Source organism: Burkholderia sp. AW33-5, from assembly GCF_053427615.1.
In genome coordinates this window covers 406,085-422,826 of record NZ_JBSAXA010000003.1, presented here as the reverse complement: position 1 = coordinate 422,826, position 16,742 = coordinate 406,085, and the positions used below count along the sequence as shown (strand labels likewise).

Below are 16,742 nucleotides of genomic sequence, written 5' to 3'. Positions count from 1 at the left end.
TGAGGCCCGTGCCATAAGGATTTCAGGTGGATTTCATCGACCGCCGGGTTCTGATAGGCAGGTGTAAGCCCTGATGGTGCGTCGCAACATTCCTTGACTAGACTGTCGAATGGCTGAAACGCGCCGCGAACCGGCGCATATTTTCGACATGCCCGACGCGTGGCCGATGCGACGCGCAGGGCAGGAGCACAACCCTTGACCGTACTGGACTCATCCCTCGAACCCTCGCTGCACGTCTTCGAACAAGACGGCGGATGGCAATGGGCGTTGACGGTGAAGCGGGCATCCGGCGTCGGCGTGAAAGTCGTCGCATTCAGCACGGACGGCTTCCGCGGCGAAGCCGATGCCTATGCCGCCGGCCAGCTCGCGCGCGCCGAGTATGACGCAGCAGTGACGGCCTGAGCGCCGTCGCGCCGATCCCGTGCGCGGATCGGCGCGGTCATGCATTGCCGGTCGCTTTTCCTCCTTCTTTCCGATTTTCCCGTTTCCCTCGCTTCGCCGGTGCACGTCACGCATCGCGTGGCGTGCCTGCGTGGCGCCCGTCGCGCAAGCCGCCGCCACGTTCGCCGGTCGCGGATGCACCCGGCGACGTTCCGGTGGGCAGTCCTGTCTATCGCTGTTATTCTTTCGATCGCATCAGGCTATATGCCGCCCCGGCGGTCCGGTCGGGCGCATCGGGCCGTCGGCCGCGTGAGCCGGATCGTGTTGATCCGGTCCGGTCGAAAATCCATAATCAAGCATTGCGGGTCTTTCGTGAACGCTTCCATTCCGTCCATGTGCAGAGGGTCAATCCAACGATGAGCGGCGCATCGAAACCGCCGGCGAAGCCGGCAAGCGCGCCGCGCGCGACAGCGGGCGACGACGTCGACCACGACGCGCCGAAGCAGGGCGCGGGCGACGACGAATCGTCGGGCGGCGCGTCGTCGTATCTGGTCCCGGGCCTCGAACGCGGGCTGCGGATCCTCGCCGAATTCTCCGCGCGCGAGCCGGTGCTCGGCGCGCCCGAGCTGTCGAAGCGCATCGGCATCCCGCGCACGACCACCTTCCGCCTGCTGCAGACGCTCGAGGCGCTCGGCTTTCTCGAGCGCGTGAACGGCGATCGCTATTTCCGGCTCGGTGTCGGCGTGCTGCGGCTCGGCTTCGAATACCTGAATTCGCTGGAATTGACCGATCTCGGCACGCCCGTGCTCGAACGGCTGCGCGACGCGACGGGCCTGTCGACACACCTGCTGATCCGCGACCAGCGCGATGTCGTGTTCGTCGCGAAGGCGCAGAGCAACACGTCCATGTTCGGTTCGGTGAAGGTGCACGTCGGCACGCGGCTGCCCGCGCACGCGACCGTGCACGGCCATGTGCTGATGGGCGACCTCACGCGCGACGCGTTGCGCCAGCTGTATCCTGAAAAACGGCTCGAACAGTTCACCGAGCGCACGCCTGGCACCGTCGACGAGTTGTACGAGCGCGTGCGTCACTACGCGCGGCTCGGCTATGCGGTCAGCGAGGCCGCGTTCGAGAGCGGCATCTCGGCCGTGACCGCGCCCGTGCGCGACCATTCGGGCGCGATCGTCGCGGCGATCACCGCGACGGTGCCGCGCTCGGAGATCGGCGAGACCGGCGAGAAAGAGCGGCTCGTCGAAGCAGTGTGCGGTGCGGCGGTCGACCTGTCGCAGCGCCTGAACTACCGGCCGCTCGAAAGCGACCCGACGTTCGCGCATGCGCGCCACCGGGTCGCGATGTTCTGATCCGTCGCACGGGCCGCGTCGTGCGGCCTTATCGATCCATCGCCAATGAAAAAGAGCAGCCCGCGGGCTGCTCTTTTCGTTTCCGGCCTCGGGCGCGTGCGCCCGTCGTCGCTCAGAACGAATGGTGGATGCCGGTCAGCACGATCACCTGGTTCGCGGTGCTCGACGCGCCGGCCGTGAAGAACGCGGCCTTCGCGCCGCCCGAACCGTGCTCGTACAGCACGTTCGCGTACAGCTGCGTGCGCTTGGACAGCGAATAGATATCGCCGAGCTCGACCTGCGTCCAGCGGCGGCCGGCCAGCGTCGTGGTCGCCGCGCCGCCCGCGATCGTGTTGAACGCGCTGCTGCGGTAGTTCACACCCGCGTCGTAGCTCTGGAACGTGTCGGAAAACCCGTTCGACTGCATCTTCGTGCGCGTGTAGAGGCCGTGCACGAGGAAGTCGCCGAACTGGTAGGACGCGCCCGCGCCGATGTTCTCGACCTTGTTCGCGAGGTAGCCGTTCGCGGTGTTCTGCCCCTGGAACGACGTGATGCCCGTCTGGCCGATCAGGATCGAGCGGTCGTGCTCGTTCGAATACACGGCCGACGCCTTGAACGGCCCGTTCGCATAGTTCAGCGCGACGCCGACCGACTTGCCGGTCGAGAAGTTCGTCGTGTTGCCGAGCGCCATCGTCGCCGCGGCCGAGAAGCCGGCGAAGCTCGGCGAACGGTACTTGACCGCGTTGTTGTACGGCACGTTGCCGGTCGCGGCGAGCCCGTCGATGTTGCCCGGGTGGAACGCATACCAGCTCATCGCGAGATACGCGGTGCTGAGCGGATCGAGGTAGTCGAACGACAGCGGCGTCTGCCGGCCGAGCGTCAGCGTGCCGTAGCGGTCGGAGCTGAGACCGACGAACGCCGCGCGGTTCCAGATCGTGTTCGCGGTCGCGAACTGGCCGTTGTTCGTATAGAAGCCGTTTTCCAGCTGGAAGATCGCCGACAGGCCGCCGCCGAGGTCTTCCTTGCCTTTCAGGCCCCACCGGTCGGGCTGCGTGTTGCCCTGGATCATGGCCCACTTCGCATGGCCGCCGACGTTGTTCACATAGGCGACGCCGGCATCCATGCTGCCGTACAGCACCACGCTGCTCTGTGCCCAGGCGCCCGAGACCGCGCCCATTCCGATGATTGCTGCTGCTACCGCATGCTTGACCATTTGATCTCCTGACTCTCCAAACCTGATGAGAAACGTGCCGTGGCGGCGGGCACGAGGACGGCCGGCCGTCGCGCGCTTTCTTCACCACCGGCGGGCATTTTTGTGTTCCATATAAGGAACAATGTGCCTCTGATGGAATGGAGTATAGAGGTGTCACGCAAAGTATCAAAAATAAATTTATCGGGCCGGATGGGCTTGAAGACGATCCGCAACAGCAGGTCGAGAATCTTGAAAATCGGGCTTAAATCCCTGCAATAAAACAAAAAATCACAATTGACGCGCGTGGCGGGGCCGACCGTCGACCGGGCGGTCGGTGTTTTCCCTAGGACGTGCAGCTTTTTGTTTTACTCGTGGAAAGTCGCTCCTATAATCACCATCCATAAACTGCTGTTCCGGATATGGAACAAATCCGGAGCGAACCGAGAGTCGATCAGAAGGAAGGGTGTGAGATGTCTGAACAATGGGTTTGCGCCGGGCACGCCGGCGCGCTGTCGGAAGACACGCCGATCGAGTTCAAGCGGACCGATGGCGTCGAAATCGGGATCTACCGCGTCGGCGACGAGGTGTATGCGCTCGAGAACGTGTGCCCGCATGCATACGCGCTGCTGACGCAGGGGTTCGTCGACGAAGGCACGGTCGAATGTCCGCTGCACGAGGCCGTGTTCGACATCAAGACGGGCGAATGCCTGAAGGGCCCGGGCGGGCGCGCGCTGAAGCAGTACGCGGTGCGGCTGGCCGGCGAGGAAATCCAGATCAAGGTGGAATGACATGAAAGAAGCGACCGTCAACTTCAATCCCTTCCTGAAGCCGTGGGTGGCGCCGCAGCCGAACAACGTCGCCGGCAAGGGGCAGATCGAGATCCCGGGCCAGGTCGAGAACCGCGTCTGGCAGAACCGCAAGGCCGAGCCGACCCAATATGAAAACGACCTCGGCGATGCGCTCGAACGCGTGTTCGAGAGCGGCGCGACCGAGCTGGACGATGTCGTCGCGGGCCTGAACCGCATCGGCTTCCGCGCGCCGGACGGCACGGCGTGGACGCCCGAGCGCTTCCGCGCCGAAATGGCCTCGCTGGCGGAATGAGCGCGCGCGCCGCGTGACCGCCGACCCGACGACAACCGCATCCGGAGCACACTGATGACGTCCCCCGCACAACACGAAACACAACACGACCCGGTCCGCGACTATCTCGATCGCGGCATCAAGAACTACTGGTATCCCGTCGCCCCGAGCTGGCAGGTGTCGAACGCGCCCGTCGGCCTCACGCGCCTGTCCGAGCAGATCGTGCTGTGGCGCGATCACGAGGGCAAGGTTCACCCGCTGGAAGATCGCTGCCCGCACCGCGGCGCGCGCCTGTCGCTGGGCTGGAATCTCGGCGGCAACATCGCCTGCTGGTATCACGGCATCGAAGTCGACGGCGGCGGCACCGTCAATCGCGTGCCGGCGGTCGCGAACTGTCCGCTCGAAGGCATGAAGTGCGTGAAGTCGTATCCGGTCGAGGAGAAGGCCGGGGCGATCTTCCTGTGGTTCGGCGACGAAGCGCACGGCGAGCCGGCGCCGCTGAATCTGCCGGAAGAACTGGTCGCCGACGAATACGGCCACTTCCTGTGCGTGTCGAACTGGAAGTGCAATTACCAGTACGCGATCGACAACGTGATGGACCCGATGCACGGCGCGTATCTCCACGCGACATCGCACTCGATGGCCGAAGGCGACAAGCAGGCCGACATGCGCGTGCGCAAGACGGAAACGGGCCTGATGTTCGAGAAGATCGGCCAGCGCGACGTGAACTTCGACTGGGTCGAGCTCGGCGAAACGGGCTGCCTGTGGATGCGTCTCGCGATTCCGTACAAGCAGAAGTTCGGCCCGGGCGGCAACTTCGGGATCATCGGTTTCGCGACGCCGGTCGACGGCGACAACTGCCAGGTCTACTTCTGGCGCACCCGCAAGGTCAGCGGCTGGCAGCGCGACGTGTGGCGCTTCATGTACCGCAACCGCCTCGAGGGCCTGCACTGGGACGTGCTCGAGCAGGACCGCTACGTCCTCGAAAGCCTCGCGCCGAACGCGCGCGATCACGAATACCTGTACCAGCACGACGTCGGCGTCACGCGCGTGCGCCGCATGCTGCGCACGCGCGCGCAGGAGCACCTGTCCGCGCTCGACGCGCACCGTGCGGCGCAGGCCGCGGCGGAGCCCGCGAATGGCTGAGTTCGCACCGGTGGTGTCGCTGCCGGGGCGCCGCGTGCTCGTCACGGGCGGCGCGCGCGGTCTCGGCGCGGCGTTCGTGAAGGCGCTGGTCGCCGCGGGCGCGCACGTCGCGTTCGGCGACGTGCTCGTCGAAGAGGGCCGTGCGCTGGCCGCGCAACTCACGCAAGCCGGCCACACCGCGCATTTCTTCGCGCTCGACCTGGCCGATCCGGCGAGCGTCGACGCATTCGTCGCGCAGGGCGCGGCGGCGCTCGGCGGCATCGATGCGCTGATCAACAACGCGGCGATCACGAACTCGGGCGGCAAGCTGTCGACGGAACTCGACGTGTCGACCTGGGATGCCGTGATGAACGTGAACGTGCGCGGCGTGTGGCTCGTCAGCAATGCGGCGCTGCCGCACCTCGCACAGTCGGGGCGCGGCGCGATCGTGAACCTCGCATCGGACACTGCGCTCTGGGGCGCGCCGAAGCTGCTCGCGTACGTCGCCAGCAAGGGCGCCGTGATCGCGATGACGCATGCGCAGGCACGCGAGTTCGGCGCGCACGGCGTGACGGTCAACGCGATCGCGCCGGGGCTCACCGAAGTCGAGGCGACGGCCTACGTGCCGGCCGAACGGCACGCGTTCTACATGCAGGGCCGCGCGCTGACGCGCGCGCAGGTGCCCGACGACGTGACGGGCCCCGTGCTGTTCCTGCTGTCGGACGGCGCGCGCTTCGTGACGGGTCAACTGCTGCCGGTGAACGGCGGCTTCGTAATGAATTGAATTGAAGTTTTCACTCTGAATGAAGGAGAGGACGATGGCGGACGCAGATCTCGAACGCAAGTCGTGGGACCAGCCGGACGGCGCAAGCTTCGGCGACTGGATGGAAGGGCGTGTCGCGCGCTACGCGACGCGGCGCTACGACTGGGACGCGCTGAAGTTCCAGGCCGACTACGACCCGAAGTATCGCCGTGCGCAGATGCGCTACGTCGGCACGGGCGGCACGGGCGTCGCGAAGGACGTCAACACGGTGCCGGCCGGCAACTTCACGTTTTCGACGATGGTCATTCCGGCCGGCAACATCGGCCCGAGCCACATCCACATCGACGTCGAGGAAATCTTCTTCGTGCTGCGCGGCAAGATGAAGGTGATCTGCGAGCGCGACGGCGAGACCTGGGAAGCGATCCTCGGCGAGCGCGACCTGATCTCGGTGCCGCCGGGCGTGTATCGCACGGAAATCAACATCGGCGAGGAAGACGCGCTGATGTGCGTGATGCTCGGTTCGCCGAAGCCCATCACGCCGACGTATCCGCCGGATTCGCCGCTCGCGAAGATCAAGCGCTGAGACGGGGCGGAGCAAGCAATGAGTGTCATCGACAAACGTGAACGCGACCGCACCGCGGCGTTCGCCGCGCTGCTCGGGCAGTTTCCCGAACGGCGCTGCGCGGCCGGCCCGGCGGGCACGATCGGTTATCGCGAGGCCGGCGCGCAGCATGCGGGCCACGCGCTGCCCGTCGTGCTGCTGCACGGGATCGGCTCGGGCGCCGCATCGTGGGTGCGCCAGCTCGACACGCTCGGCGCGTCGCGGCGCGTGCTCGCGTGGGATGCGCCCGGCTACGGCGTGTCGACGCCCGTGCACGGCGCGTCGCCGACGGCCGCCGATTACGCGGCGTCGCTGAACGCGTGGCTCGAGGCACTCGGCATCGAACGCTGCGTGCTGGTCGGGCATTCGCTCGGCGCGATCGTCGCGGGCGGGTTGGCCCGCGTGATGCCCGCGCGGATCGCCGGCCTGCTGCTGATCTCGCCCGCGGGCGGTTACGGCAGCACGCCCGCCGAGACGCGCGACACGCGCCGCGATGCACGCCTTGCCATGCTCGAGGAGCTCGGCCCGGCCGGGCTCGCCGAGCAGCGCAGCGGCAACATGCTGTCGGGTTTCGCGAGCGAGGATGCGCGGGCGTGGGTGCGCTGGAACATGGCGCGCATCGTGCCGGCCGGCTATGCGCAGGCCACGCATCTGCTCGCGAACGCCGATCTCGCGTCCGATCTCGCCGGCTTTCGCGGCCGCACCGCGGTGGCGGTCGGCGCGAACGACGCGATCACGCCGCCTGCCGCGTGCGAGCGCATCGCAGCGGCCGCGCACGTCGGATTGCAGGTGATTCCGCAGGCCGGTCATGCGGGTTACGTGGAAGCACCGGCGGTTTATTCGTCGCTGATCGACACGTTCTGCCGTCAATGCGATCGCCAACGGGGGCTGGAATGAGCGAACCGTTGCAACAACAGGATGCGGACGCCGCGAAGTCCGAGGCCAACTACGTGGTGCCGGGCCTCGAACGCGGTTTGCGAATCCTCGCCGAATTCTCGCCGCGCGAGCCGGTGCTCGGCGCGCCGGAGTTGTCGAAGCGGCTCGGCATTCCGCGCACGACGGTGTTCCGTCTGCTGCAGACGCTCGAATCGCTCGGCTTTCTCGAGCGCGCGGACAAGGATCGCAACTACAAGCTCGGCATCGCCGTGTTGCGGCTCGGCTTCGAATACCTGAGCTCGCTCGAGCTGACCGATCTCGGCCTGCCGGTGATCGAGAGCCTGCGCGACGCGACCGGCTTCACGACGCACATCGTGATCCGCGACGGCCGCGACGTGGTGTTCGTCGCGAAAGCGCAGAGCCAGTCGCCGGTGTTCAGCTCGATTCGCGTGAACGTCGGCACGCGGCTGCCCGCGCATGCGACGACTCACGGCCACGTGCTGATGGGCGACCTGTCGCTTCAGGCGCTGCGCGCGCTGTATCCGGAAAGCACGCTGAACCGGATGACGAGCGCGACGCCGGAGACGGTCGATGCGCTGTACGAAGTGATCCGCGAGGATGCGCTGCGCGGCTACGGCGTCAGCAATTCGTCGTTCGAACGCGGCATTTCGGTGGTCACGGCGCCGGTGCGCAACGACACGCAGCGGATCGTCGCGTGCATCACGGTGACGGTGCCCCGGCCGGAGATCGACGCGACGCTGATCGCCGACGGCCTGATCGACAAGGTGCAGCGCGCGGCGGCGGAACTGTCGCGGCGGCTCAATTACCGCTCGGATGACGAGCACACGTTTATGAAGGCTTTAGGACTCCGATGATTGAGATCGATCTGACGGGGCAGGTGGCGGTGGTGACGGGCGGTTCGTCCGGCATCGGCCTCGCGACTGCCGGGCGGTTCCTGCAGGCCGGCGCGTCGGTCGCGATTTGCGGCCGTGACGGTGAACGCCTCGCGCGCGCGCAAGCGCTGCTCGGCGAGAAATATCCGGGCGCGCAGCTGCTCGCCGTGCGCTGCAACGTGCTCGACGAAGCCGATGTGGCCGCGTTCGCGCAGGCCGTGTCCGACCGCTTCGGCCGCGCCGACATGCTGGTCAACAACGCGGGCCAGGGCCGCGTGTCGACCTTCGCCGACACGACCGACGACGCATGGCGCGAAGAGCTCGAACTGAAGTACTTCAGCATCATCCGCCCGACGCGCGCGTTCCTGCCGCTGCTGCGCGACGCGCAGGCGCCGACGATCACCTGCGTGAATTCGCTGCTCGCGCTGCAGCCGGAGCCGCACATGGTCGCGACGTCGTCGGCGCGCGCGGGCGTGCTGAGCCTCGTGAAGTCGCTCGCGACCGAACTCGCGCCGCAGCGCATCCGCGTGAACTCGATCCTGATCGGTATCGTCGAGTCGGGTCAGTGGCGCCGCCGCTACGAAGCGCAGGCGCAGGCCGGCGAAAGCTGGGAGGACTGGACGGGCGCGCTCGCCCGCAAGAAGAACATTCCGCTGAACCGCTTCGGCAAGCCTGACGAGGCCGCCTGGGCACTTTTTTATCTCGCAACGCATCTGTCGTCCTATACGACGGGCAGCCATATCGACGTTTCTGGAGGCTTTGCACGCCATGTCTAAAAAAACCACGGTTGGCGAGCTGATTGCCGCCTTTCTCGAGCAGTGCGACGTCAAGACCGCATTCGGTGTCATCTCGATCCACAACATGCCGATCCTCGACGCGATCAACTCGCGCGGCAACATCCGGTATGTCGGCGCGCGCGGTGAAGCCGGCGCGGTGAACATGGCCGACGGCCTGGCGCGCGTGTCGGGCGGCCTCGGCGTGGCGTTCACGAGCACGGGCACGGCGGCGGGCAACGCGGCCGGCGCGATGGTCGAGGCGCTGACGGCCGGCACGGCGCTGCTGCACATCACGGGGCAGATCGAGACGCCGTATCTCGATCAGGACCTGGCCTACATCCACGAAGCGCCGGACCAGCTCACGATGCTCGACGCGATCTCGAAGGCCGCGTTCCGCGTGCGCACGGTCGAGACCGTGCTGCCGACGATCCGCGAAGCGGTGCGCATCGCGCAGACCGCGCCGACGGGCCCCGTATCGGTCGAGATTCCGATCGACATCCAGGCCGCCGAAATCGAATGGCCGGAAGACCTCGCACCCGCGCACGTCGCGGTGCGCGAGCACGACGCAGCACGCGTCGCGAAACTCGCCGACGCGCTGGCGGCCAAGCGCCGTCCGCTGTTGTGGATCGGCGGCGGTGCGCGCCACGCCCGTGCGGAAGTCGAACGCCTGGTGAAGCTCGGTTTCGGCGTCGTGACCAGCGTGCAGGGCCGCGGCGTGCTGCCGGAAGATCATCCGGCGACGCTCGGCGCGTTCAACGTGCATGCGTCCGTCGAGGCGTTCTACAAGACCTGCGACGCGCTCGTCGTGGTCGGCTCGCGCCTGCGCGGCAACGAGACGCTGAAGTACAAGCTCGCGCTGCCGCAGCCGCTGTTCCGCATCGACGCCGACGCGCTCGCCGACAACCGCGGCTATCGCAATGAGCTGTTCGTGCACGGCGATTCGAAGCGCGTGCTGGCCGAGCTGGCCGATCGCCTCGAAGGCCGCCTGTCCGTCGATCCGCGGTTCGCGGCCGATCTCGCGGCGGCGCGCGAGCAGGCCGTCGCCAGCGTGTCGGAAGGCCTCGGGCCCTACAAGACGCTGGTCGATACGCTGCAGGGCGCGGTGGGCCGCGACTACAACTGGGTGCGCGACGTGACGATCTCGAACAGCACGTGGGGCAACCGCCTGCTGAAGATCTTCGAACCGCGCGCGGGCGTGCATGCGCTCGGCGGCGGCATCGGCCAGGGCATCCAGATGGGCATCGGCGCGGCGCTGGCGGGCGCGGCGGCGAAGACGGTCTGCCTGGTCGGCGACGGCGGCCTGATGGTCAACGTCGGCGAACTCGTGACGGCCGTGCAGGAAAACGCGAACGTGATGATCGTGCTGATGAACGACCAGTGCTACGGCGTGATCCGCAACATCCAGGACGCGCACTACGGCGGCCGCCGCTGCTTCGTGCAGCTGCACCAGCCGGATTTCGCGCAGTTCTGCGCAAGTTTCGGCCTCACGCACTACCGGATCTCGTCGCTCGACCAGGCCGAAGCGATCGTGCGCGAAGGAATCGCGAAGGAAGGGCCGGTGATGGTCGAGGTCGACATGCTGTCGGTCGGCTCGTTCGCATCGGCATTCGCGGGCCCGCCGGTGAAGAAGGAAGAAACGCCGTCGGAGCGGCAGTATGCGTAACGGCCACGCCCGCGGGCATGCGCCCGTCGACATCGCGATGATCGGCTTCGGCGCGATCGGTGCGGCCGTGTATCGCGCGGTCGAGCATGACGCCTCGTTGCGCGTCGCGCACGTGATCGTGCCCGAGCACCAGCGCGACGCGGTGCAGCGCGAGCTCGGCGGCGCGGTGGAGGTCGTGTCGTCGGTCGACGCACTGGCCCGCCGCCCCGAGTTCGCGCTCGAGTGCGCGGGTCACAGCGCGCTCGTCGATCACGTCGTGCCGTTGCTGAAGGCCGGCACCGATTGCGCGGTGGCATCGATCGGCGCGCTGTCCGACCTCGCGCTGCTCGACGTGCTGTCGCAGGCCGCCGACGAAGGCGACGCGACGCTGACGCTGCTGTCCGGCGCGATCGGCGGAATCGACGCGCTGGCGTCGGCGAAGCAGGGCGGGCTCGACGAGGTGCTGTACGTCGGCCGCAAGCCGCCGCTCGGCTGGCTCGGCACGCCCGCCGAGGCGTTGTGCGACTTGCGCGCGATGACCGAAGAGAAGGTCATCTTCGAAGGCACCGCGCGCGACGCCGCGCGGCTGTATCCGAAGAACGCGAACGTCGCGGCGACGGTCGCGCTCGCGGGCCTCGGCCTCGACGCGACGCGCGTGCGCCTGATCGCCGATCCGGCCGTCGCGCGCAACGTGCACCGCATCACCGCACGCGGCGCGTTCGGCGAGATGACGCTCGAAATGAGCGGCAAGCCGTTGCCCGACAACCCGAAGACGTCCGCGTTGACCGCGTACAGCGCGATCCGCGCGCTGCGCAACCGCGCGGCCCGCTGCGTGATCTGAGCGGGCGACGCAGCCATTCGGGCCATTGAACGGCCGCCGGCGCCACGGCGCGGGCGGCTGCGCAGAGACAGATTTGTGGGACTTGTGACATGACTCCATTCGATACGAGCCTCGTACCCAACGGCGACATCCTGATCGGCGGCGAGTGGCGGCGCGGTCGCGGCGCGCCTTACGCGAGCATTTATCCGGCCGACCAGTCGCTGAACATGGAAGTATCGACGGCGAACGCGGAAGACGCGGCCGACGCCGTCGTGGCCGCCGACGCCGCGTGGCGCCGCGCGGACTGGTCCGGCCTCAAGCCGCACCAGCGCGCGCTGGTGCTGTACCGGATCGCCGACCTGATCATGCAGCGTCACGAGGCGCTCGCGAACCTGCAGCGCCGCGACAACGGCAAGCCGATCGGCGAGACGCGCGTGCTGGTGGCGAGCGCGGCCAACACGTTCCGCTATTTCGCGGCGTGCCTGGAAACGCTCGATGAAGAACTGACGCCGTCGCGCGGCGACTACCTGACGATGAGCGTGCACGAGCCGATCGGCGTGATCGCGGCGATTACGCCGTGGAACTCGCCGATCGCATCCGACGCGCAGAAGCTCGCACCGGCGCTCGCCGGCGGCAACGCGGTGGTGCTCAAGCCGGCCGAAGTCACGCCGCTCGTGTCGCTCGCGCTGGCCCGCATCTGCGAGGAGGCCGGCGTGCCGAAGGGCGTGCTGAGCGTGCTGCCGGGCAAGGGCTCGGTGATCGGCGACGTGCTGGTGCGCCATCCGCTCGTGAAGAAGGTGTCGTTTACCGGCGGCACCGAAGTGGGTCGCGGCATCGCGCGCATCGCGGCGGAAAAGCTGATGCCCGTGTCGCTGGAGCTCGGCGGCAAGTCGCCGACGATCGTGTGCGACGACGCGGATCTCGATCACGCGGTCAACGGCGTGCTGTACGGCATCTTCAGTTCGTCGGGCGAGGCGTGCATCGCGGGCTCGCGGCTGTTCGTGCAGCGCTCGGTGTACGACGAATTCATGAAGCGGCTGGTGGCCGGCGCGCGCAAGCTGCGCGTGGGCGACCCGACGCGGCCCGACACGCAGATGGGCCCGCTGATCACCGCGAAGCATCGCGAATCGGTGGAGCGTTACGTCGCGCTCGGGCTGGAGGAAGGCGGCCGTCTGCTGTGCGGCGGCGAGCGTCCGTCGGGCGACGGGCGCGAGGACGGCTTCTTCTACCAGCCGACGATTCTCGAAGGCCTGCCGAACAGCGCGCGCATCTGCCAGGAGGAAATCTTCGGACCGGTGCTGGTCGCGATGCCGTTCGACGACGAAGCGTCGCTGATCGCGCAGGCGAACGACAGCGTGTTCGGCCTCGCCGCCGGCATCTGGACGCGCGACTACAAGCGCGCATGGCGCATCGCGCGCGCGCTCGAGACGGGCACCGTCTGGATCAACACGTACAAGCTGTTTTCGATTTCCACGCCGTTCTCGGGCTGGAAGGAGAGCGGGATGGGCCGCGAGAAGGGCCGTCTCGGCATCCGCGAGTACATGCAGCAGAAGAGCCTCTACTGGGGCTTGAACGACGCGCCGCTGCCGTGGGCGAACTGAGCGAAGGGGAATGACGCAATGAGCATCTTGGGTATCGAGCAGATCACGTACGGTGTCGACGACCTCGCGACGTGCCGGCGCTTTTTCGCCGACTGGGGGCTGAAGGAAGTCGCGCACGACGACACGCGCGCACGCTTCGAAACGCTGAACGGCTGCACCGTGCTGGTCGTCAAGGCCGACGATCCGTCGCTGCCGCCCGCGTTCGAAGCGGGTCCGACGCTGCGCGAAGTCACGTGGGGCGTCGCGACGCAGCAGGAAGTCGACGCGTTGCGCGCGAAGCTGGCCGGCCAGCCCGGCTATTACGCGCAGGACGATGCGGTCGGGTGCATCGACCCGAACGGCATGGCGATCCGCATCGAGGTGACGCGCAAGCGCGCGCTCGACATCACCGGCTCGCCGTCGAACGTGTGGGGCCGGACGGCGCGGGTCGACCAGCCGAGCCCGATCTATGCGCGCGCCGAGCCGGTCGAGGTCGGCCACGTCGTGTTCTTCACGAACTGCCTCGACGCGCAGGAAAAGTTCTATCACGAGCTGCTCGGCTTCGAGACGTCGGATCGCTATCCGGGCCGCGGCGCGTTCATGCGCTGCGCGCCGCACGGCGGCCACCACGACCTGTTCCTGCTCGCGTTGCCGAACGGAAAGCGCGGCCTGAACCACGTCGCGTTCACCGTGCGCGATATCCACGAAGTGTTCGGCGGCGGCATGCACATCGACCGCTGCGGCTGGGAAACGCAACTCGGCCCGGGGCGTCATCCGGTGTCGTCCGCGTACTTCTGGTACTTCCAGAATCCGGCCGGCGCATTGATCGAGTACTACGCGGACGAGGACGTGCTGACGCCCGAATGGCAGCCGCGCGAATTCGAGCCGGGCCCGACCGTGTTCGCCGAATGGGCCGTCGACGGCGGCCTCGACGGCAATACGCGCCGGCAAAAGAACGCGAAGGCGCCGGAAGGCAAGTTCATGACGGAGCGCAAATCATGACCGAAGCGCACACGCAAGCGCCGGCCGTGCCGGGCACGGTCGTCGTGGTCGGCGGCGGCCAGGCCGCCGGCTGGGTGCTGAAGACGCTGCGCGCGGAAGGGTTCGCGGGCCGCCTCGTGATGATCGCCGACGAGCCGCACCTGCCGTACGAGCGCCCGCCGCTGTCGAAAGCCGTGCTGGCGGGAGACGCCGACATCGAAACGGTGCGCGTCGTGCGCCCGGACGAATTCGACGCGCTGAACGTCGAGGCGTGGCAGCCGGAACGCGCGGTGTCGATCGACCGTGCGCGCCGCGTGGTGAAGACCGAAAGCGGCCTCGTGATCGAATACGACCGCCTCGTGATCGCGACCGGCGGCACGTCGCGTCGCTTGCCCGACGCGATCGTCAGGACGCCGAATCTGCACTACCTGCGCACGCTCGACGAAGCGGCCGCGCTCGGCGAGAAGCTGCGTGCGAGCCGGCGCGTGCTCGTGATCGGCGGCGGCTGGATCGGCCTCGAAGTCGCCGCGACCGCACGCAAGCTCGGCGTCGAAGCGGTCGTCGTCGAAGGCGCGCCACGTCTGTGTGGGCGTTCGGTGCCGCAGATCGTGTCGGACTTCCTGCTCGACCTGCATCGCGCGAATGGTGTCGACGTGCGCCTCGGCGCGGCGCTCGCATCGCTCGACACGCAACCGGACGACGCGTCGAAGGTGCGCGCGACGCTCGCCGACGGCACGACGATCGACGCGGATTTCGCGGTGGCCGGCATCGGCCTCGCGCTGAACGCGACGCTGGCGAGCGACGCGGGCCTGGCGATCGACGACGGCATCGTGGTCGACGAATTCGGTGCGACCAGCGACCCGGCGATCTTCGCGTGCGGCGACGTTGCGAACCATCACAACGGCTGGCTGAAGCGGCGCGTGCGGCTCGAATCGTGGGCGAACGCGCAGAACCAGGCGATCGCGGCCGCGAAGGCCGTGCTCGGCGTGCGCGCGCCGTACGCGGAGATTCCGTGGTTCTGGTCCGATCAGTACGACGTGAACCTGCAGATCCTCGGCGATCTGCCGGCCGACGCGCAGCTCGTCGTGCGCGGCGATATCGCCGCGCGACGCGCGACGCTGTTTTTCGTAGGCGATGGGCATGTGAGAGGTGTCATCGCCATCAACAACGCACGCGAGCTCAAGCTCGCACGCAAGTGGATGAACCAGGGCCGGGCAGTGGATACGGAAGCCCTGGCGGACACGACCAAAGCGCTTGCCTGACCGGCGAACGATCCAGGAGACACCCCGCATGAGCACTTTCGACAACGTCGTGGCCGGCAGGGCCACGATGGAAGCTGCCGCCTCCACGCCCGGCGCGATCATCGCGCGGCTCGAGCGGCTTCCGGCCAACGCGATGCAGATTCGCGCGCGCGTGCTGATCGGCACCGCCACGTTCTTCGACGGCTTCGACGTGATCACGATCGCGGCGACGCTGCCGCTGCTGATTCACAAGTGGGGGCTGTCGCCGACGCAGATCGGCATGCTGATCGCGTCCGGCGCGATCGGCCAGCTGATCGGCGCGTTCCTGTTTCCCGCGCTCGCCGAGAAGCATGGCCGTGTGAAGGCGATCGCGTGGAGTTCCGCCGTGATCGGCATCACGAGCATCGCGTGCGGTTTCGCGCCGACGTTCGAGGTGTTCGTGCTGCTGCGGATTTTGCAGGGGCTCGGTCTCGGCGGCGAATTGCCGGTCGCGGCCACGTACATCAACGAAATCACGCGTGCGCACGGCCGCGGCCGCTTCGTGCTGTTGTATGAAATCGTGTTTCCGATCGGTCTGCTGGTATCGATGGCGCTGGGTGCATGGCTCGTGCCGCGGTTCGGCTGGGAGATCATGTACTTCGTCGGCGGGCTGCCGTTGATCCTCGCGCTGGTGCTCACGCATCTCGTGCCGGAATCGCCGCGCTGGCTTGCCTCGCGCGGGCGCCTCCCGGAAGCCGGGCGCGCGGTCGGCGTGTTCGAATCGTCGGTGCGCGGCGAACTGCCGCCGGTCACGCAGGTGGCCGCGTACGACGAGATGGTCCGCCAGCACCCGAAGCGCCGGATGACCGACCTGTTCAGCGCCGCGTATCGCAAGCGCACGCTCGCGGTGGCGACGCTGTGGGCGACGTGCGGGTTCATCCAGTACGGGCTGTCCACGTGGCTGCCGACGATCTACAAGAACTTCTATCACGCACCGCTGCAGCTCGCGCTGAATCTCGCGGTGATCGGCTCGGTGATGGGCGTGCTCGGTTCGCTCGCGTCCGCATTGCTGGTCGACAAGCTCGGCCGCAAGCCGGTGATCGTGTGGTCGTTCGTGCTGTGCGCGCTGTCGCTGGCGTTCGCGGGCTTCTATCACGCGGCGTCGGTGTATGTCGTCGCGACGTTCTGCTCGCTGTCGCTGGGGCTGATGGCATCGGGCTTCATCACCGCATACGTCTATACGCCGGAGCAGTATCCGACGAGCATCCGTGCGTCGGGCTGCGGGCTCGGCAGCGCGTGGCTGAAGATCGCGTCGTTCGCGGCGCCGATGATCGTGCCGCACGCGATCATCGGCGGCAACCTCGCGCCGGCGTTCTACCTGATCGGCATCGTGCCGCTGATCGCGGCCGTGACCGTTCATTTCGTCGGGATCGAGACGAAGGGGAAAGTGCTCGAAGCGCTGGAGGCGTAAG

17 protein-coding genes are annotated in these 16,742 nt (G+C 67.6%); 16 read left to right on the top strand and 1 reads right to left on the bottom strand.

All coding sequences use genetic code 11. The annotated features are described in order from the left end of the window. Positions 1 to 195: 195 nt before the first annotated feature. Positions 196 to 402, top strand: a complete 207-nt coding sequence (locus tag ACV22V_RS08740; RefSeq protein WP_044843168.1) for a hypothetical protein — start codon at positions 196 to 198, stop codon at positions 400 to 402. A 395-nt stretch (positions 403 to 797) separates the two neighbouring features. Then, positions 798 to 1,742: an IclR family transcriptional regulator gene (locus tag ACV22V_RS08735; protein ID WP_059698290.1), complete on the top strand. Its 945-nt coding sequence runs from the start codon at positions 798 to 800 to the stop codon at positions 1,740 to 1,742. A 112-nt stretch (positions 1,743 to 1,854) separates the two neighbouring features. Here the strand turns inward: ACV22V_RS08735 and ACV22V_RS08730 are convergent, their stop codons facing one another. After that, entirely contained in the window at positions 1,855 to 2,934 is a 1,080-nt protein-coding gene (locus ACV22V_RS08730; RefSeq protein ID WP_059526465.1) for a porin, read from the bottom strand. 449 nt (positions 2,935 to 3,383) lie between these two features. Between ACV22V_RS08730 and ACV22V_RS08725 the strand changes: the two genes are divergently transcribed. The 14 genes from ACV22V_RS08725 to ACV22V_RS08660 all read left to right on the top strand — a co-directional run bounded on the left by ACV22V_RS08725 (position 3,384) and on the right by ACV22V_RS08660 (position 16,741). Further along, positions 3,384 to 3,701 (top strand): non-heme iron oxygenase ferredoxin subunit, encoded by a 318-nt coding sequence (locus ACV22V_RS08725; RefSeq protein WP_006758060.1) that lies wholly within the window; start codon positions 3,384 to 3,386, stop codon positions 3,699 to 3,701. A gap of 1 nt (position 3,702) precedes the next feature. Continuing rightward, positions 3,703 to 4,014, top strand: a complete 312-nt coding sequence (locus ACV22V_RS08720; protein WP_059526461.1) for a recombinase-like helix-turn-helix domain-containing protein — start codon at positions 3,703 to 3,705, stop codon at positions 4,012 to 4,014. A 54-nt stretch (positions 4,015 to 4,068) separates the two neighbouring features. Further along, positions 4,069 to 5,139, top strand: a complete 1,071-nt coding sequence (locus ACV22V_RS08715; RefSeq protein WP_448013565.1) for a Rieske 2Fe-2S domain-containing protein — start codon at positions 4,069 to 4,071, stop codon at positions 5,137 to 5,139. Further along, a complete protein-coding gene (locus ACV22V_RS08710; RefSeq protein ID WP_223964729.1) occupies positions 5,132 to 5,902 on the top strand; it encodes an SDR family oxidoreductase in 771 nt (256 codons plus the stop codon). The genes ACV22V_RS08715 and ACV22V_RS08710 overlap by 8 nt, the downstream gene beginning before the upstream one ends. A gap of 34 nt (positions 5,903 to 5,936) precedes the next feature. After that, positions 5,937 to 6,464: a cupin domain-containing protein gene (locus ACV22V_RS08705; RefSeq protein ID WP_059526452.1), complete on the top strand. Its 528-nt coding sequence runs from the start codon at positions 5,937 to 5,939 to the stop codon at positions 6,462 to 6,464. A gap of 18 nt (positions 6,465 to 6,482) precedes the next feature. Continuing rightward, positions 6,483 to 7,379 carry an alpha/beta fold hydrolase gene (locus ACV22V_RS08700; RefSeq protein ID WP_448013564.1) on the top strand — a complete coding sequence of 299 codons (897 nt, stop codon included), beginning with the start codon at positions 6,483 to 6,485 and terminating at the stop codon, positions 7,377 to 7,379. Continuing rightward, positions 7,376 to 8,233, top strand: coding sequence for an IclR family transcriptional regulator (locus ACV22V_RS08695; RefSeq protein WP_059698298.1), 858 nt, complete (start codon positions 7,376 to 7,378; stop codon positions 8,231 to 8,233). Before ACV22V_RS08700 ends, ACV22V_RS08695 begins: the two co-directional genes overlap by 4 nt. Beyond that, positions 8,230 to 9,027 (top strand): SDR family oxidoreductase, encoded by a 798-nt coding sequence (locus tag ACV22V_RS08690; RefSeq protein WP_448013563.1) that lies wholly within the window; start codon positions 8,230 to 8,232, stop codon positions 9,025 to 9,027. The genes ACV22V_RS08695 and ACV22V_RS08690 overlap by 4 nt, the downstream gene beginning before the upstream one ends. Continuing rightward, complete coding sequence (locus tag ACV22V_RS08685; protein WP_059526441.1) at positions 9,020 to 10,690, top strand: thiamine pyrophosphate-binding protein; 1,671 nt, start codon at positions 9,020 to 9,022, stop codon at positions 10,688 to 10,690. Before ACV22V_RS08690 ends, ACV22V_RS08685 begins: the two co-directional genes overlap by 8 nt. Further along, complete coding sequence (locus ACV22V_RS08680) at positions 10,683 to 11,510, top strand: aspartate dehydrogenase (RefSeq protein ID WP_448013562.1); 828 nt, start codon at positions 10,683 to 10,685, stop codon at positions 11,508 to 11,510. Before ACV22V_RS08685 ends, ACV22V_RS08680 begins: the two co-directional genes overlap by 8 nt. Positions 11,511 to 11,599: 89 nt before the next feature. Further along, complete coding sequence (locus ACV22V_RS08675) at positions 11,600 to 13,090, top strand: aldehyde dehydrogenase (RefSeq protein WP_059526435.1); 1,491 nt, start codon at positions 11,600 to 11,602, stop codon at positions 13,088 to 13,090. An 18-nt stretch (positions 13,091 to 13,108) separates the two neighbouring features. Continuing rightward, on the top strand, positions 13,109 to 14,071 hold the full coding sequence (locus ACV22V_RS08670) for a VOC family protein (protein ID WP_059698302.1): 963 nt from the start codon (positions 13,109 to 13,111) through the stop codon (positions 14,069 to 14,071). After that, entirely contained in the window at positions 14,068 to 15,312 is a 1,245-nt protein-coding gene (locus tag ACV22V_RS08665) for an NAD(P)/FAD-dependent oxidoreductase (RefSeq protein ID WP_448013561.1), read from the top strand. Before ACV22V_RS08670 ends, ACV22V_RS08665 begins: the two co-directional genes overlap by 4 nt. Before the next feature lie 28 nt (positions 15,313 to 15,340). After that, positions 15,341 to 16,741: an MFS transporter gene (locus tag ACV22V_RS08660; RefSeq protein WP_059698306.1), complete on the top strand. Its 1,401-nt coding sequence runs from the start codon at positions 15,341 to 15,343 to the stop codon at positions 16,739 to 16,741. The last annotated feature ends 1 nt before the right edge of the window (position 16,742 follow it).

Coding starts and splice junctions, on each gene's coding strand:
- ACV22V_RS08735 (WP_059698290.1), top strand. CDS start 798: ATGAGCGGCGCATCGAAACCGCCGGCGAAGCCGGCAAGCGCGCCGCGC.
- ACV22V_RS08730 (WP_059526465.1), bottom strand. CDS start 2,934: ATGGTCAAGCATGCGGTAGCAGCAGCAATCATCGGAATGGGCGCGGTC.
- ACV22V_RS08725 (WP_006758060.1), top strand. CDS start 3,384: ATGTCTGAACAATGGGTTTGCGCCGGGCACGCCGGCGCGCTGTCGGAA.
- ACV22V_RS08720 (WP_059526461.1), top strand. CDS start 3,703: ATGAAAGAAGCGACCGTCAACTTCAATCCCTTCCTGAAGCCGTGGGTG.
- ACV22V_RS08715 (WP_448013565.1), top strand. CDS start 4,069: ATGACGTCCCCCGCACAACACGAAACACAACACGACCCGGTCCGCGAC.
- ACV22V_RS08710 (WP_223964729.1), top strand. CDS start 5,132: ATGGCTGAGTTCGCACCGGTGGTGTCGCTGCCGGGGCGCCGCGTGCTC.
- ACV22V_RS08705 (WP_059526452.1), top strand. CDS start 5,937: ATGGCGGACGCAGATCTCGAACGCAAGTCGTGGGACCAGCCGGACGGC.
- ACV22V_RS08700 (WP_448013564.1), top strand. CDS start 6,483: ATGAGTGTCATCGACAAACGTGAACGCGACCGCACCGCGGCGTTCGCC.
- ACV22V_RS08695 (WP_059698298.1), top strand. CDS start 7,376: ATGAGCGAACCGTTGCAACAACAGGATGCGGACGCCGCGAAGTCCGAG.
- ACV22V_RS08690 (WP_448013563.1), top strand. CDS start 8,230: ATGATTGAGATCGATCTGACGGGGCAGGTGGCGGTGGTGACGGGCGGT.
- ACV22V_RS08685 (WP_059526441.1), top strand. CDS start 9,020: ATGTCTAAAAAAACCACGGTTGGCGAGCTGATTGCCGCCTTTCTCGAG.
- ACV22V_RS08680 (WP_448013562.1), top strand. CDS start 10,683: ATGCGTAACGGCCACGCCCGCGGGCATGCGCCCGTCGACATCGCGATG.
- ACV22V_RS08675 (WP_059526435.1), top strand. CDS start 11,600: ATGACTCCATTCGATACGAGCCTCGTACCCAACGGCGACATCCTGATC.
- ACV22V_RS08670 (WP_059698302.1), top strand. CDS start 13,109: ATGAGCATCTTGGGTATCGAGCAGATCACGTACGGTGTCGACGACCTC.
- ACV22V_RS08665 (WP_448013561.1), top strand. CDS start 14,068: ATGACCGAAGCGCACACGCAAGCGCCGGCCGTGCCGGGCACGGTCGTC.
- ACV22V_RS08660 (WP_059698306.1), top strand. CDS start 15,341: ATGAGCACTTTCGACAACGTCGTGGCCGGCAGGGCCACGATGGAAGCT.